At 55.3% G+C, this 14,878-nt stretch carries 14 protein-coding genes and 1 pseudogene; all 15 read right to left on the bottom strand.

What is annotated here, in order from left to right; translation table 11 throughout:
* Positions 1-1,149, bottom strand: a complete 1,149-nt coding sequence (locus tag AGA_RS07660) for a 3-deoxy-D-manno-octulosonic acid transferase (RefSeq protein WP_264811947.1) — start codon at positions 1,147-1,149, stop codon at positions 1-3.
* A gap of 345 nt (positions 1,150-1,494) precedes the next feature.
* Positions 1,495-1,986, bottom strand: a complete 492-nt coding sequence (locus tag AGA_RS07650) for a DUF934 domain-containing protein (RefSeq protein WP_059023723.1) — start codon at positions 1,984-1,986, stop codon at positions 1,495-1,497.
* Positions 1,973-3,664, bottom strand: a complete 1,692-nt coding sequence (locus tag AGA_RS07645) for a nitrite/sulfite reductase (RefSeq protein ID WP_059023722.1) — start codon at positions 3,662-3,664, stop codon at positions 1,973-1,975. Before AGA_RS07645 ends, AGA_RS07650 begins: the two co-directional genes overlap by 14 nt.
* A 20-nt stretch (positions 3,665-3,684) precedes the next feature.
* Positions 3,685-4,032: a DUF2849 domain-containing protein gene (locus AGA_RS07640; RefSeq protein WP_059024753.1), complete on the bottom strand. Its 348-nt coding sequence runs from the start codon at positions 4,030-4,032 to the stop codon at positions 3,685-3,687.
* A gap of 81 nt (positions 4,033-4,113) precedes the next feature.
* The gene (locus tag AGA_RS07635; protein ID WP_059023721.1) at positions 4,114-5,178 is read right to left on the bottom strand and encodes a sulfate/molybdate ABC transporter ATP-binding protein; all 1,065 of its coding nucleotides are present in this window, start codon (positions 5,176-5,178) and stop codon (positions 4,114-4,116) included.
* Positions 5,175-5,978, bottom strand: coding sequence for a sulfate ABC transporter permease (locus AGA_RS07630; protein ID WP_059023720.1), 804 nt, complete (start codon positions 5,976-5,978; stop codon positions 5,175-5,177). The genes AGA_RS07635 and AGA_RS07630 overlap by 4 nt, the downstream gene beginning before the upstream one ends.
* Complete coding sequence (gene cysT / locus AGA_RS07625) at positions 5,975-6,826, bottom strand: sulfate ABC transporter permease subunit CysT (RefSeq protein ID WP_059023719.1); 852 nt, start codon at positions 6,824-6,826, stop codon at positions 5,975-5,977. The genes AGA_RS07630 and cysT overlap by 4 nt, the downstream gene beginning before the upstream one ends.
* 123 nt (positions 6,827-6,949) lie before the next feature.
* Complete coding sequence (gene cysC, locus AGA_RS07620; RefSeq protein WP_059023718.1) at positions 6,950-8,830, bottom strand: adenylyl-sulfate kinase; 1,881 nt, start codon at positions 8,828-8,830, stop codon at positions 6,950-6,952.
* A 26-nt stretch (positions 8,831-8,856) separates the two neighbouring features.
* Positions 8,857-9,651, bottom strand: coding sequence for a sulfate adenylyltransferase subunit CysD (gene cysD / locus AGA_RS07615; RefSeq protein ID WP_059023717.1), 795 nt, complete (start codon positions 9,649-9,651; stop codon positions 8,857-8,859).
* Between the two features lie 59 nt (positions 9,652-9,710).
* Positions 9,711-10,409, bottom strand: a complete 699-nt coding sequence (locus tag AGA_RS07610) for a phosphoadenylyl-sulfate reductase (RefSeq protein ID WP_157065323.1) — start codon at positions 10,407-10,409, stop codon at positions 9,711-9,713.
* Positions 10,410-11,148: 739 nt separating this feature from the next.
* On the bottom strand, positions 11,149-11,487 hold the full coding sequence (locus AGA_RS13830) for an RNase A-like domain-containing protein (protein ID WP_231946117.1): 339 nt from the start codon (positions 11,485-11,487) through the stop codon (positions 11,149-11,151).
* 84 nt (positions 11,488-11,571) lie between these two features.
* Positions 11,572-11,940 (bottom strand): annotated as a pseudogene (locus tag AGA_RS14095) (hypothetical protein); the annotation flags it as partial.
* Between the two features lie 187 nt (positions 11,941-12,127).
* On the bottom strand, positions 12,128-12,811 hold the full coding sequence (locus tag AGA_RS07600; RefSeq protein ID WP_172793729.1) for a hypothetical protein: 684 nt from the start codon (positions 12,809-12,811) through the stop codon (positions 12,128-12,130).
* Positions 12,812-12,850: 39 nt separating this feature from the next.
* Positions 12,851-13,810 carry a threo-3-hydroxy-L-aspartate ammonia-lyase gene (locus AGA_RS07595; RefSeq protein WP_059024749.1) on the bottom strand — a complete coding sequence of 320 codons (960 nt, stop codon included), beginning with the start codon at positions 13,808-13,810 and terminating at the stop codon, positions 12,851-12,853.
* A gap of 151 nt (positions 13,811-13,961) precedes the next feature.
* Complete coding sequence (locus AGA_RS07590) at positions 13,962-14,849, bottom strand: LysR family transcriptional regulator (RefSeq protein ID WP_059023715.1); 888 nt, start codon at positions 14,847-14,849, stop codon at positions 13,962-13,964.
* Between the last annotated feature and the right edge of the window lie 29 nt (positions 14,850-14,878).

Raw genomic sequence — 14,878 nt, 5'->3', positions numbered from 1 at the left:
TTACCATGTAAGAGCCAAAATCTGACGAGCCAGCATCTCGGGCAATGCCGCGTTTGCTGTGGCAATAGCTTGTGCCTGCCGCCCTAGTTCTACCCGTTCATCCGGGTGGCTAAGCATCTGCCCGACCCACTCAGCCAGAGCACGCTCATCTGGCACAACCTCCACACAACTCCGCAAACCCTGAAATGCCTGTGTGAAATTCTGAACCTTTGGCCCTGTTGCCACAACACACCCCAGACGAGCAGGCTCAAATGGATTGTGTCCCCCCCCATGGCAAGCGGGCAGGCTATTGCCCATAAACACACAGGTTGCGAGCCTGAAAAAAAGCCCTAGCTCACCAAGCGTGTCGCATACCCAAAATATATCCTGCCGGGTAGGAAAAGCCTTTTGGGACCGCCTTGGCGCAAAATCCAACTGAGCGGCAATTTCCGCGCCACGCTCGGGGTGACGAGGCACAATAATTGTCAAAAGGTCAGGAAAGGTCTGGCGTACACGGTTTGCCGCATGGGCAATCTGCATTTCTTCCCCCTCATGAGTAGAGGCCGCAAGGAATACAGGGCGTGCACCAATAAGCCCTTTCAGATGCCCCAACTCTCGCGCATCAACCGGCAAGGGAGCCGCCGCAGTTTTGAGGTCTCCGGGAGGCAGTTGAGCTTCGGCGCCTAACGCGTGAAAGCGCGTTGCATCCTCATCCGTGCGAGCCGAAACCCACGCAAAACATTCCAGCATCCGACGTGCCACGCCAGAAAGACGACGCCACTGCCGGAAGGAAGCCGCCGACATGCGACCATTAACCAAAACAACGGAGAGATTGCGGGCATGGCATAAACCCAACATGGTCGGCCACAACTCACTCTCGGTAAAAACAGCCACCTGCGGCGTCCAATGGTTCAGAAAACGCTGACACCAGCGGGGAACATCCAACGGCATAAACTGATGAATGACGCGACCTGCTTCAAAACGCTGTTTTACAATGGCGCTGGCTGTCACCGTACCCGTTGTAAGCAACGCTGTAGCTGTTGGGTCTTGCCTCAGGCTGGCCTGAACCAGTGGCAGAATGGATAAGACTTCTCCCACACTGGCCGCATGAAACCACAATAACGGCCCAGCCGGACGTTGATGGGAGGGGAAACCCATTTTTTCTCGCACACGCGCGGGTATTTCCTTCCCGCGGGTCTGCCGCCAACGCAAATAAAATGGCAACAGCGGAGCCAAAAGTGTGCCCACAATTCCCCATGATCGGGAAGGGCTAATAGCCTGCCGCTTTATCACAATATAATCTGTGGTTTTATGAGGCGCTGCCCACGGATATTCTGGTACATTTGCAGCCTCATGCCCCGTTCTTGCACTTTGTCCCGCTTGGAATGCTTAACACCCAGAAGCAACCACCGCATAGCGCGCAAGGCAAACCCCTTATGGGGCCGGATAGCGCCAACAACAAAAGAGCGGACCAACAGGCTAGCGCTCTTTTGCAACGTTGGCACTTCCATCCACTCAGGGTGACAGAAAGCGCCTGAATGCAAACCCTTCTGGTCGTTCGTTCAGCACAGAAGGTTGATACGCCACTGTTATCCGCTCATGTGCCTTTTGCCACACAGCAGGATCGCTCCCTTCGGGGATAACAAGCTGACTGACCCCACAGCGCAGCAGAAACTCGTACTGGTCTGGCAGAAAATGGCCTGTTACACGCACACTCCCTGCAAAATGCAGATGCTCACGCAAGGAGCGGGCCTGCGTAAAAGCACGACCATCGCGGAAGATAGGAAAAGTCAGGCTAACCAGATCAATCCGGGGCAGGGCTTCTTTCAGCTCTTCCACCCGCTCATCCGGCTTAAGTGCTACACCCAGACGCCCCTTACCATTACGACCAAGCCCTTCGGACAGTCGGGCAAGAGGTACCAGAATATCCCCATCCGGCAGGGCATGATCGTCCTGCACCAGAGTCCATCCGTCCTCTACAATCTGACCGTTCTCAAGCAGTGGCATAAGCTGCGTCCTTGAATGGCGCGACGCCTAGGCGGCGGCAGGTTTCTATAAAGCGTTCGCCCGGTTCGCGCCGGACCAGATACGTATCAACAATTCTGGCAATCGCATCAACCGTTTCATCTTCCGACATGGCGGAACCTATGATTTGGCCGATGGAAGCATCCTCTCCAGCATTCCCCCCCAGCGTGATCTGAAAAGCCTCTTCGCCGCGTTTATCAACCCCGAGAATACCAATATGCCCGGCGTGGTGATGCCCGCAGGCATTGATGCACCCTGAAATATTCAGGCGCAAAGCCCCGATTTCCTCCTGCAAAGCTGCATTGGAAAAACGCTGGCTCAGTTTTTGCGCGATGGGAATGGAACGTGCATTGGCCAGTGCGCAATAGTCCAGACCGGGGCATGCAATAATATCGGTAATCATACCAATATTGGCTGTTCCCAGACCGTTAGCCTCCAACACTTGCCACAGCGCAAACAGCCTGTCCTGACGGACATGCCCAAACACCACATTCTGCAAATGCGTAATCCGCAGCTCACCAAAGCTATACGCGTCCGCCAGATCCGCCAGAAGGTCCATCTGGGCAGATGTGACATCACCCGGAATACCTCCGGCTGGTTTGCAGGAAATTGTGACACTGCAATACCCTGCCTGCTGGTGGGGGTGCGTATTGGCGTTAACCCAAGCCGCAAAAGCGGGATCTGTCTTTTTCTGCGCGTCCAGTTGTGCGGGCGCTGCTGCCGCATCCTCAAAAACCGGGCTGGCAAAACGGGCATGAATGGCCGCGACCACCGCTGGCTCCAGACGGTAGCGGCTACGGTCCATGGCCAGGAATTCAGCATTCACCTGATCCCGAAAAGCCTCCAACCCCAGAGCCTGCACAAGAATTTTGATGCGGGCTTTGTACATGTTATCCCGCCGACCGTAGGCGTTATAAACGCGCAGAACAGCCTCAAGATACGCAATCAGATCTTCTTCTGGCAGGTCATCACGCAATTTTACGCCAATAACTGGCGTACGGCCCAAACCACCACCGACATAGACCTCAAAAACGGCGCGGCCATTAGCACCCGGGCGCGCCAGAAGCCCTATGTCATGGAAGCGTGCTGCAACCCGATCCTGCGTACTGCCCGAAATGGCGATTTTGAACTTACGCGGCAAAAACGTAAATTCCGGATGCAGGGTAGACCATTGCCGTAGAATTTCGGCATGTACACGTGGGTCCAGCACCTCATCCTGCGCCGCACCGGCAAACTGGTCAGATGTGACGTTGCGAATGCAGTTCCCACTGGTCTGGATGGCATGCATTTCCGCATCCGCCAGAATATTCAGGATATCGGGCGTGTCTTCCAGCCTAATCCAGTTGAACTGGATGTTCTGGCGCGTTGTAAAGTGCCCATAATCACGGTCATACTTGCGGGCAATATGCGCTAATGTCCGCATCTGATGAGCGCTGAGAATACCATAGGGAATGGCCACCCGCAGCATGTAGGCGTGCAATTGCAGGTAAAGCCCGTTCATCAGACGCAGCGGTTTGAATTCATCCTCGCTCAGGTCTCCGGCAATCCGGCGTTGCACCTGATCGCGGAACTGCTCGACCCGCTGTTTAAGGAACTCACGGTCAACCGCGTCATACGCATACCGGCCGACATCTGTAGGGGGCTGGGGAGTGTGGGGCATGTTTCTGGTCCGTCGGTTAGTCAGGAACCACTTACCGCAGCGGGGGCAGGCTGCCATAAGGGTGTAAATTCAGCATGAACACTTGGTCCTGCGGCACGGATACGCTCGCGCGCAGTACGGGGACATGGGCCGTGTGGTGTCTGCTCAACCTGCACGCCATAAATCCCCACCACTTCATCTACGGCTGCACGGGCATTCTGGTTGCGTAGCACGTCTTCCATCCCATCATTGGGGAAGAGGTGCGCATAGCTAATAGTCAGTTGCCACTTGCCCTGTGCGTCCAGCCAGACAATCCGGCCGTCCAGCAAACGGTTGGCTGTCACAACACTCCAGCCTTCAGCATCACGACGGTTATTCCTGCGATCCACGCTCATACCTTTCCGCGTATTCCACGACAGAAAATTACATAAATTTTCGTCTTCATCAACATATCACGCATCAGGCGCGTATCATACACACAATCGTCCCTGACGGAACAAACGGGAACGACTAATGTCCAGCGCAACACCCTGAACCTGTACGTCAGCTTCCTCTACCGGCCGGTAGAACGGAATAATCCGCTCACCGACCTGAAGTGTATAATGCCGATAGCCGTTCCGTGTCCCTCTGGGAGCCGCATAAATGCTCAGCACATCCTGCTCGGAAGAGGGTTTTTGTATGGTCATCTCGTATGGTCGGATCATTGCAACGGCGGGGCCATCGGTCACACCCTCTGGCACCGCAAACGGCAGAACCAGTGCATCGTCCACAATCATGTTGCCATGCCGGACTTCCCCGGCGAACGAGACGGCCTCTCCCAAAAACTCCATGACAAATTCCGTAGCAGGCTGCTCATCCAACTCCATTGGAGTGGCATCCTGCATGATTTTACCCGACTGCATGACCACAATGCGGTCTGCCACCTCCAGCGCCTCTTCCTGATCATGCGTCACCAGAATAGTGGTTAGGCCAAGCGTATCATGCAGTTCACGCAACCATGTGCGAATAGAACGTCGGACAATGGGGTCCAACGCACCAAAAGGCTCATCCAGCAGCAAGACACGCGGCCCCGTTGCCAGTGCCCGCGCCAGCGCCACACGCTGCCGCTGGCCACCTGACAGTTTGGCGGGATGTTTGTTCCCCATCCCCTGCAACTGCATAAGCTCCAGCAGTTCCTCAACCCGTTTGGCAATTTCCGGGCGAGAAGGGCGCTCTGACCTAGCCTGCACATCCAGCCCAAAGGCAATATTACGTGCCACGGTCATATGCGGGAACAGGGCGTAATTCTGGAATACAAATCCCATACGACCAGCACGGTCCTTTACGCTGGTCATCGGGCGGTCATCCAGCAACACGGAGCCACTATTGCAGGCATCAAGCCCCGCAATAGCACGCAACAGGGTTGTCTTGCCCGCGCCGGACGGGCCAACCAACGCTACAAATGCACCATCGGGCACCTTGAGCGACACATTATCCAGCAAACACTGCTGTGTACCCGGCGCAAACCTGACCAGATTGCAGACCTCAATACTCACGCCTTTTTCTCCTGCAACCTTGCAATCCACTCTGGGGCCGAACGCAGGAGCACTGCGCTCATGGCCATCAGGGCCAGCAAGGCTGCCATAGTAAAGGCCGCAACCGACTGGTACCCGTTATATAGATTTTCAATATGCAACGGCATGGTCTCCGTCTCGCCGGGAATGTGCCCGGATACGACAGAAACAGCGCCGAATTCCCCCAAGGCCCGCGCCGTTGTAAGCAACACGCCAGAAAGCAGGGCGCCCCGTACACCGGGCAGGGTCACATGCCACAGAACCTGCCAGAAACCCGCACCAGCCAGCACAGCGGCTTCTTCCGCATCTCGCCCCTGTACTTCCATAACCGGCATAACCGTGCGCACAACATAAGGCAGGGTAACAAACAGCGTTGCCAGAATAATACCCGGCACGGCGAAAGCGATATGAATATTCCATCGCTCCAGCAAGGGGCCAAACCACCCCTGTGCGCCAAACAGCAACAACCAGACCAGCCCCGACACAACCGGGGATATGCTCAATGGAAGCTCGACCAGAATCTGGAGGAGCTGCCGACCGGGAAAACGAAATTTAACCAGCACCCAAGCGGCCAGAATACCAAAAATGGTATTGAGCATAACGGTGACAACCGTCACACGGAACGTCAGCCAGATAGCAGCCTGTGCATCGGGGTCAGACAAAGTGGCCAGCGATGCAGCAACGCCGTCCTTCAGCGCCTCTGTTAACACCATTAACGGCGGCGTTACCAACACGAGCAGAATAAACAGCCAGCTTGCCGCCCACACCACGTAACGGGTCATGCTGGTTCACTCCACAATGCGAACCGCCGCCGAACACCCCCGATAAGAGCCAGAGAGAGAAGCGAGACACACAAAAGCACCAAGGCTATGGCCGTTGCCCCTGGGTAGTCAAACTCCTGCAACCGCACAACAATGAGGAGAGGGGCAATCTCACTTTTAAACGGCTGGTTACCCGCAATGAAGATGACAGACCCATACTCCCCAATGCCACGCGCAAAGGCGAGACCAAAACCCGTTATAAGCGCCGGGAGCAGGGGAGCCGCAATAATGCGTACAAAAACCTGCCACGGCCTTGCCCCCAGCAGATGGGCTGCTTCTTCCAACTCATGCGGCAGATTGCGCAAAACCGGTTCGACCGCACGGACCACAAAAGGCAACCCCACAAACATCAGAGCCAGCACAATACCGGCCTTGTTGTAGGAAACGCTGATCCCAAAAACGGACAACAGAGCTCCAAGCCAGCCATGTGGGCCATACAGCGTGGCCAGCGTAATACCGGAGACCGCCGTTGGAAGAGCAAGGGGAAGATCAATCAGCGCATCCGCCAACCGATGGCCGGGGAGATTTCCCCTTGCCAACGCCCATGCCAGAAGCAACCCAAAAGGAACGTTGCAGGCGGCGGCTATGCCAGCGCACGAAAAGCTGGTCCATAATGCCGCCAGCATACGGCTGTCGTGCAGGGCTGCCAGCATGGCGGCTGGTCCACCCTGCCAAGGGTAAACCAAAAGGGTAGACAGGGGGAGAACAATAAAGAAACCCGTCCAGACCAACGTAAGCGTGAGGGATAGTCTGTAACCGGGCAGGGCGGAGCCGCCAGCTTTGAAAAAAGCAAGACGTGACAGTGTCATAACACAGCACTCATATATCTGCCGGCCCGCCTGACCAAAACCATACCTTACAGGCGAACAACGTTATCTGAAAAGTGGCCGCCAGAGCTTTTCCTCGCTCCGGCAGCCACTTCTGCTGTGTTCTCAGGAATGTGCGCGCGAACGGCCACCCGCTCGCACACTGGCCTCCACAAAAGAAACAAGCTGCGAAACCGCGTTTTCCACGCTTCCTTTGCCTGTCGCCACACGCAGAGCAGGGGCTTCCGGTGCTTCGTACGGAGCATCAATACCCGTAAAGCCGCTAATCTTACCCGCGCGGGCTGCCGCATACAGGCCTTTGGGATCACGCTGCTCGCAGGTGCCCAGATCGGCATCCACAAACACTTCCTCAAACCCTTCGCCAATAATCTGGCGAGCCAGTTCCCGGTCAGAACGAAGCGGGGAAATCAGCGCAACCAGAACGACCTGACCAGCATCACGCAGAATACGGGCTACCTCTGCTGCTCGGCGGACATTTTCGGTCCGGTCGGATTCGGAGAAACCAAGATCCTTGCACAGCCCTGCGCGGAGCGTGTCCCCATCCAGCACACTGACATCCACCCCGGCAGCGAACAGAGCATTTTCCGCCGCACGAGCCAGCGTGCTTTTACCCGCACCCGACAGCCCCGTCAGCCAGAACACACTCCCTTTGTGGCCCTTAACGCGCTGACGGTCCTGCGTTGTAACGGCACTCGCACTTGGATGAATGGCTTTTTCACCCGCAGCAATAGCCGCAGGGCCAATAAGTGGCGCACCGCCGACAATACGCTGCTGGAGATCGACCAGCACACCCCGACCATCTGGCGTACCGGGGGCAAAGGCATCGAACTGAATGTTTTCCGCAGCAGAAAGCGTAATTTCAGCAAAGCCTTCGGGCGGCACTTCCGTGCCCGGGTGCATTGTCAGATCGTCCAGATTAACAACGGACTCAATGCTGGTAACCGTTACGGCATGTTCAGCCGTTGCCAAACGCAGGCGGAAGCTTTCCCCCACGCGCAGAGGCTCCTGCCGCAGCCAGAACAGCCGCGTACGCACGCGGGATGCCTGAGCAGGCGGGGTATCGACGTGATGCAGCAGGTCACCACGGTCAGGAATAACGTCCGGCTCAAGCGTAACGGCAATGGACTGTCCAGCACTTGCGCTAACATGCGGAGCCGTATGCCAGCTTTCGATCGACGCAATGCGGGCAGGGGTTTTCTGCGTGCCAATCACAACCGTATCGCCCACACGCACTCGACCACGCTCAATGCGGCCCGCCACGTAGCGCTTGTCCCCAAACCGATAGACATCCTGCACGGGAAAGCGCAAAGCCAGTTCGGAGCGGGACGCCGGCGTTGGAACGCGGGCCAGTGCTTCCGTCAGAGTTGGCCCTTTGTACCACGGCATACGGTCGGAACGGCTGGCAATATTATCCCCATCCCGCGCAGAGGCCGGAACAAAGTAAGCGGCTTCCAGCCCGAGCTTGCCCAGAAGCTCGTTCACCGAAACCTCGACGGCTTCAATCTTGGCCTGATCGAAGTCGAGCAGGTCAACCTTGTTGAGCAGCACAATGACATGGCGGATGCCAATAAGGTGCAGCAACATGGCATGACGGCGGGTCTGCTCACGCGCACCTTCCACGGCGTCAACCACCAGCACGGCGGCCTCCGCATCGGCTGCACCCGTAATCATGTTCCGCAGGAACTGGCGGTGTCCCGGCGCATCCACAATAACGTATTCGCGCGACCCCAGCTTGAAAGGAATACGCGTGGAATCCACCGTAACGCCCTGATCACGCTCGATCTGGAGGGAGTCCAGCAGGAAGCTCCATTCAATTTTCAGCCCACGCTTTTTGGACGATTCAATGATCTGCGCGACCTTGCCGTCCTGCAGGTTGTCCGTGTCATGGAGCAGACGCCCGATCAGCGTGGATTTGCCGTGGTCAACATGCCCCACAATGACGATAGGTGTTGCGGCATCCTGAGAGGAAGAAATCGTATCACTCATTTTCGTATTTTCCGATCCACGCTCTATCAGAGATAACCAGCCACACGCAGGCGTTCAAAGGCATCTTCGGATTCATGATCCATGGCCCGGCCCGAGCGTTCCGATGTTTTGGTTGTTTCCAGCTCAGCAATCACCTCTGCAAGGGTAGAGGCGTTGCTCTCCACCGGGGAGGTAATGTCCGCATCGCCCAAAGAGCGGTAGCGTTTGCCATCTTTGGCAAAATACAGATCAACCAGCGGAATACCCTCACGCTCGATATAGCGCCAAATGTCAATTTCACGCCAAGACAGGAGAGGATGCACGCGGATATGCATGCCCTCTTCGTGCGGCGTAGCGTACTGATCCCAGAATTCGGGCGGCTGGTTGCGAATGTCCCATTTATGGCTGGCACCACGCGGGCTGAACACACGCTCCTTGGCGCGGGTTCCCTGCTCGTCACGCCGGATGCCGGCAATAACCCCCTGCAACTTGTGCTTTTCGATCATGGCGGCAAGGCCCGCCGTCTTACGTGCGGCAGAACGGGCAGCAGGAGGGAGGGAAGGGTCCATTTCCTCTACCGGCGGGCAATCCCCCAGCAGCAGGTCCAGCTCCCATTTTTTGCTATATTCATCCCGGAATTTGTACATTTCCGGAAATTTCTTGCCTGTATCCACATGCATAACAGGGAAGGGAACGCGCCCGAGGAACGCCTTCTTGGCCAGCCAGACCATAACATTGGAGTCCTTCCCCAATGACCACAGCATGGCAAGCGGCTTCAGCTTACGATAAGCCTCCCGCAGGATAAAAACGCTCTGAGCTTCGAGTTGATCAAGATGATCCATGTTCCACGACCCTGTAATTTTGACGGGTAAGGGTAATTCCTGAAGTACGAAACAGCAGGTCAGCCCGCTATATGAATTCCGCACTCGGTCTTGTTCAGGCCAGACCAACGGCCTGACCGGGCGTCTTCCTGCCCATCCACCGGACGTGTGCATGGCGCACATCCAATGGACAAATATCCTTCTGCTACAAGCGGATGAGGTGGTAGGTGCCTGCGCTGCATTTCCGCCTGAATATCCTGCGCCTGCCAGAATGCCAGCGGGTTGATGCGGAGTTGACCATCAGCCCGCTCTTCCACAATGGTCATAGATGCACGGGTAACAGCCTGCCCGCGCTTGCGGCCAGTCACCAGCACTTCATATGGCAGGGAAGCAAGATTCAAGGGCTCGACCTTGCGCAGTTTGCAACATGCGTCCGGATCAAAAGCCCAAAGCTCTCCAGTTGGGTCTCTATCACTGACCCGCTCATGGGAAGGACCTATGTCCTCAACATTCGTAAGCCCCAGAACATCGGCCAGTTCACGACGGTAAGCGAGTGTTTGAGGGAAGTGCTTGCCTGTGTTGAGGAACAGAACCTTCATGTTCGGGTCTGCTTCGGCCACAAAAGCCAGCAGCAGCGCAGATTCCGCACCAAAAGAGGACATAACTGCCAGTTTATTACCCAGCAGTTCATGCGCCTTGCGCAACAGACGGACAGGGTCATCCTGCACAGCATTCAACTGCGCAATAACGGCCGCATTGTCAGAGGAAGAAATATCCACAACCCACCACAGTGAATGACAGAAACTTATTTAACGACCTTTTATAGATATATTCCTCCAATAACAACACATAAAAATCGACAATCCTACCAATCACCCTCCGCATTGCACTATTTTAATTCGTTAATATCTCGCAAAACTGCTGGTCATGGATTGAGCACAAAGAGAGGGGCAACATCGTCCGTCTTCATCACACTACAGAACACCAGACGACGTCCACACAACACAAATTATGGGGAAATCCCGCGATCAGAGGCGATTTAGGGGACAATCTGGCAGCGACACACGAGCCAGCTAGGGTCTGATAGCCATTTGAGAGCCTTACAAAGGCCTGAAAAACGCATTTGTCGTGCTTGATATGTCCATCTCGCACAAACCTGCGTATCATTCAGCTTGAACCTCACCCCACAATTTTAGAACCATATTTTGTTGGCATAATATATCTTATGCGATTTTTGGTTCTACGCGCCAGATTGGAGGAGGCTCACTCTAACCGAATGGAAATGTCTTCTCAGTCGGGTCAGACGTTAATTTCCAGTATCACGGTTGCAATGACACCAATCGTCGATTGTCCCGCAAGTCCATCCCTAAAGATGTTGCGGGACAATATGTCGAAATCTTTGATTTTTTAGCCGAACGGTTAAAGGCCCACCATCAGCCCCCACCCTAATGATTTGCTGCCTGAGCAACGGGCGAAGGCTTTGCTGTGCATCGTTAATAATCCCCGGCCGGGATGTCCTTATTGGTACAATTTGACGGTATGCACATAATAAACCATCCCGTTGTATTCTTCTTTGACAATTGTAACGCGGATACGCCGAGCAGCTTTATGCTGCCTATTAGCGCTCTCGATAACGACAGTTCCCTTTCCTGAGATATATCCTTCAATATCCAGCTTGGCTCCTGTCCCTGCAATTTGGAGCCAGTCGTCAATTTTGTCAGAATTATCACTCAGTACCTTGAGAATGGTTTGTTCGGCCCCCTCCTTTGAAGTGAAGAACGAAACCACAAAGAGCCTCTCCCTTGCGAACCGCCTCTCAATATACGCATCGGTCAGATTAACATGGTTTCGCAGCACACAGCCGCCCGCCTGACGACTATATGGCAGAGCCTCGCCTACTATCTCCCGCGATAACAAATACCCTCCCGTGTCTGCTCGGGCCAAGCTCTCGCCCACCCGCACCTCGAGATCATTTTCAAAGGCATGCAGAACAGCAGACCAGAATGACCGCAGGCTTGGAAAACTACCCCAGTCAGGCGGCTCTTCCGGATTAACTGCAGGGTTTATCCCAAGCACAACCCGGCTAACCCGCTCAATATCTTCATCACAATGAATCAGAAAAAGCCTTAATTCATCTATTGTTTGGCTTTTGAATAGCAAACTCCGCGTTTGCGGATCATCCCGAATGCCGTCACGTAGTGTATCGGCAAAGGTATCAGCGTCTTCCCCAAATGTACCGCTACCAAGGTCTGCCAGACGAGGAAACGTGTCGAGAATATCGTCACTGGTACAATTTAAGAGCTTGGGCATAACGGGTCATCCAAGTGTGTTTTTTGATAATTTTAACTTGAATGCACCATGCTCCATGCGTTGTCGAATAGCACCCTCGACAACGACTGCCCCTCTTCTCCCGCAAGCCTGTGTGATGTGGGCTGTTCCGCCTACAACGCCCCCCACGCAAGGCACCTAAGGCAGTCTTTTTTATCCGGTCGTAGCGTTACATATGATGGCTGGATGAGGTGTCTGCATCGTTATCGGCAGAGATACTCCCTCCCATGCCGCTGCCACCGGCATTTCCTCCCCCCATTCCACCGGCACCACCACCTTTAGCGCCTCCATCTTTGCCCCCTTCTCCTTTATCTCGGCCGCCAGATGCCGAAGGACGGCTTGGCCCCTGACGCGGGAGTTCCAGATCAGATGGAATATGTTCGATATCAAGCGCTTTACGAATAAAATTACGTAACGACACCACCAGATCATGCGTATGAACATTGCGCCCCTGTGCCAGTTCAGACGCAGCTCTTACGGCCAGACGGACGTGCTCTTCGGTGCCTAGCAGGATAATATCCGACAGAGCGCCTTCAACAGCATCACGGATACGGCGCGCACGCTCCGAACTCCCTGACATATCCAGAGACACCGCGTCCTGACCGTTGGTCTTGATTTCCCGCAGGTGTATCGGACTAACACTGAGGTCTCCGGTAAATGACCCCCCCAATGTTTTATATGCCGCGATCAGCGTTCTGATCCGTTCATTAATCTGCCTGTTTAGGCGTTCCCTGCGCTGCTGGATTGTCAGCATCATAACCAGACGAATGCCCACCCCTAGCAGGGTCAAAAATACCAGTCCAATAACCGTTATGAGCGCACTATGCCATGAACTGAAATCCATACTGCGCACGGCTATTCCCTCCTGCTTCAGGCTCTGCGATATCGTATTTTATCCAACAAGAGCGGAAAATCTCGTAATATCCACGTTCCCTCCGGATAAAATAACGCCAACACGCCGTCCCTGCCATTCCGGCGCTGCGGCAAGGGCCGCCGCCGGGGCCAGACATCCGGTTGGTTCCACAAGAATTTTCATCCGTTCCGCTATCTGGCGCATGGTTGCAACTAGCGAAGCGTCATCAACCGTGACAATACCACGCAAATACTGCTGCATGAGTGCAAACGTCAGACTTCCAACACTCGTGGTCTGCGCGCCATCGGCAATTGTGCGTGGCGCAGGAATTTTAACAATATGCCCCGCCGCCAGCGATTGCCGGGCATCATCCCCCGCAGCAGGCTCAACGCCAATCACGGCACAGTCTGGCGCTATTTCATGTGCAACAAGCGCACACCCGGAGACCAACCCTCCGCCGCCAACCGGGACAAAAAGAGCGTCCAGCGGGCCAGTCTCCTCCAGCAGTTCCAACGCTGCCGTTCCCTGACCCGCAATGATGTCAGGATGATTGAAAGACGGCAGCAGCGTCCCACCTCTCTCGGCCACAAGGCGTGCAGCTATTTCCTCACGATCTGCTGTATAACGATCATACGTAACAACCTCAGCCCCATACCCGCGGGTTGCTGCAAGCTTCATGGTTGGAGCATCCTCGGGCATCACGACCACCGCAGAGACCCCGGCATCCCTTGCAGCACAGGCAATGGCCTGCGCATGGTTCCCCGAAGAGAAAGCAACAATCCCCTTCCGTCGCGTCTCTTCCGGCAGTGCCATAATTGCATTGGTGGCACCTCTGAACTTGAAGGCCCCCACCCGCTGAAAATTTTCTGCCTTAAAAAACAGCTCCATGCCGCTTTGTTGGTTAAAGTAACGCGACGTCAGAACCGGCGTCCGGTGAGCCCGCCCCTTAAGTCTGGCAGAAGCCGCAACCACGTCACAAAAAGCAGGCAGAGCTGTCATCTTGAATGTTTTCCCGGTTTTATCCAACGCGTTTTGCATATGTGGGATGGATTGAGACAATAAGCCTTATTATCCCACAAGCAGCACCATGCAATGCTACCGGAAGCTACATAACCTCATTTTGAGCATAATGGGGTAAAAAGAGCACGCCTTACTTCATTTGGCGGTTGTTTTGGTCAATCAGCATCAGCAAGGCATCGGCCGCACGGCTGCGATAACGCTCTTTGTGCCTCAGTCCGTAAAACGAACGGGTTTTGAGCGTTTGCGGCACGGCATACACTGTTCCGGCCTGCAAAGAGGGTGCCACAACCAGAGATGAGAGCGCACCAATGCCTGCCCCGGCTTCTATGGCGGTTCGCACACTCTCGTTAGAGGGCAGAACGAGGCTGATTGTCAGCTCCTGCGGATCAATCCCCAGTTGCCGCAAATGCTGCTCCAGCGTCGCACGCGTGCCGGAGCCAGGCTCCCGCATAACCCATTGCGCCGCCCGTAGCCATGCGCGGTTGATGGTATGAGGTAACTCAGGAGATGCCTGAATAAGTGTCAGGTGGTCCTCCCCCACAGGCCATTGCGCAAGGACCGGGTCTTCCACCAAACCTTCAACAATACCCAGTTCCACAACACCATCCCGCACGCGGGAGGCGGCATCCTGCGTGTTGCTGATTGCGAGATCAATTTCGATGTCGGGATACTGCCTGTGAAAGGCGACAAGAATGGGAGGCAGCCAGTAAGCCGCAATGGTCTGGCTGGCGACAACACGTAATGTGCCCCTTTTGAGGCCCGCCACCTCTTCCAACACATTCTCTGCCGAAGCCGCGCGGGCAAGAACACCGCGCGCTTCTGGTAGAAACAGGCGCCCTGCCTCGGTCAAACAGATACCACGCCCCACACGGTGGAACAGCTTAACGCCATGCCGTTCTTCCAGCGCCGCTATGGCGGCGGATACGGCTGATTGCGTCACATGCAGGGCCCGGCTGGCGGCTGTGACGTGCTCACGTTCAGCCACAGCGACAAAAAGACGAAGTTGCTCCAAGGTCATTTTGGGGCCCTTAGCACAATCAATCACTA

It is taken from the genome of Acetobacter ghanensis, from assembly GCF_001499675.1.
In the GTDB taxonomy this organism is placed as follows: Bacteria; Pseudomonadota; Alphaproteobacteria; order Acetobacterales; family Acetobacteraceae; genus Acetobacter; species Acetobacter ghanensis.
Note: the sequence above shows the minus strand (reverse complement) of the source record. Positions and strands in the feature narration are given on the sequence as shown.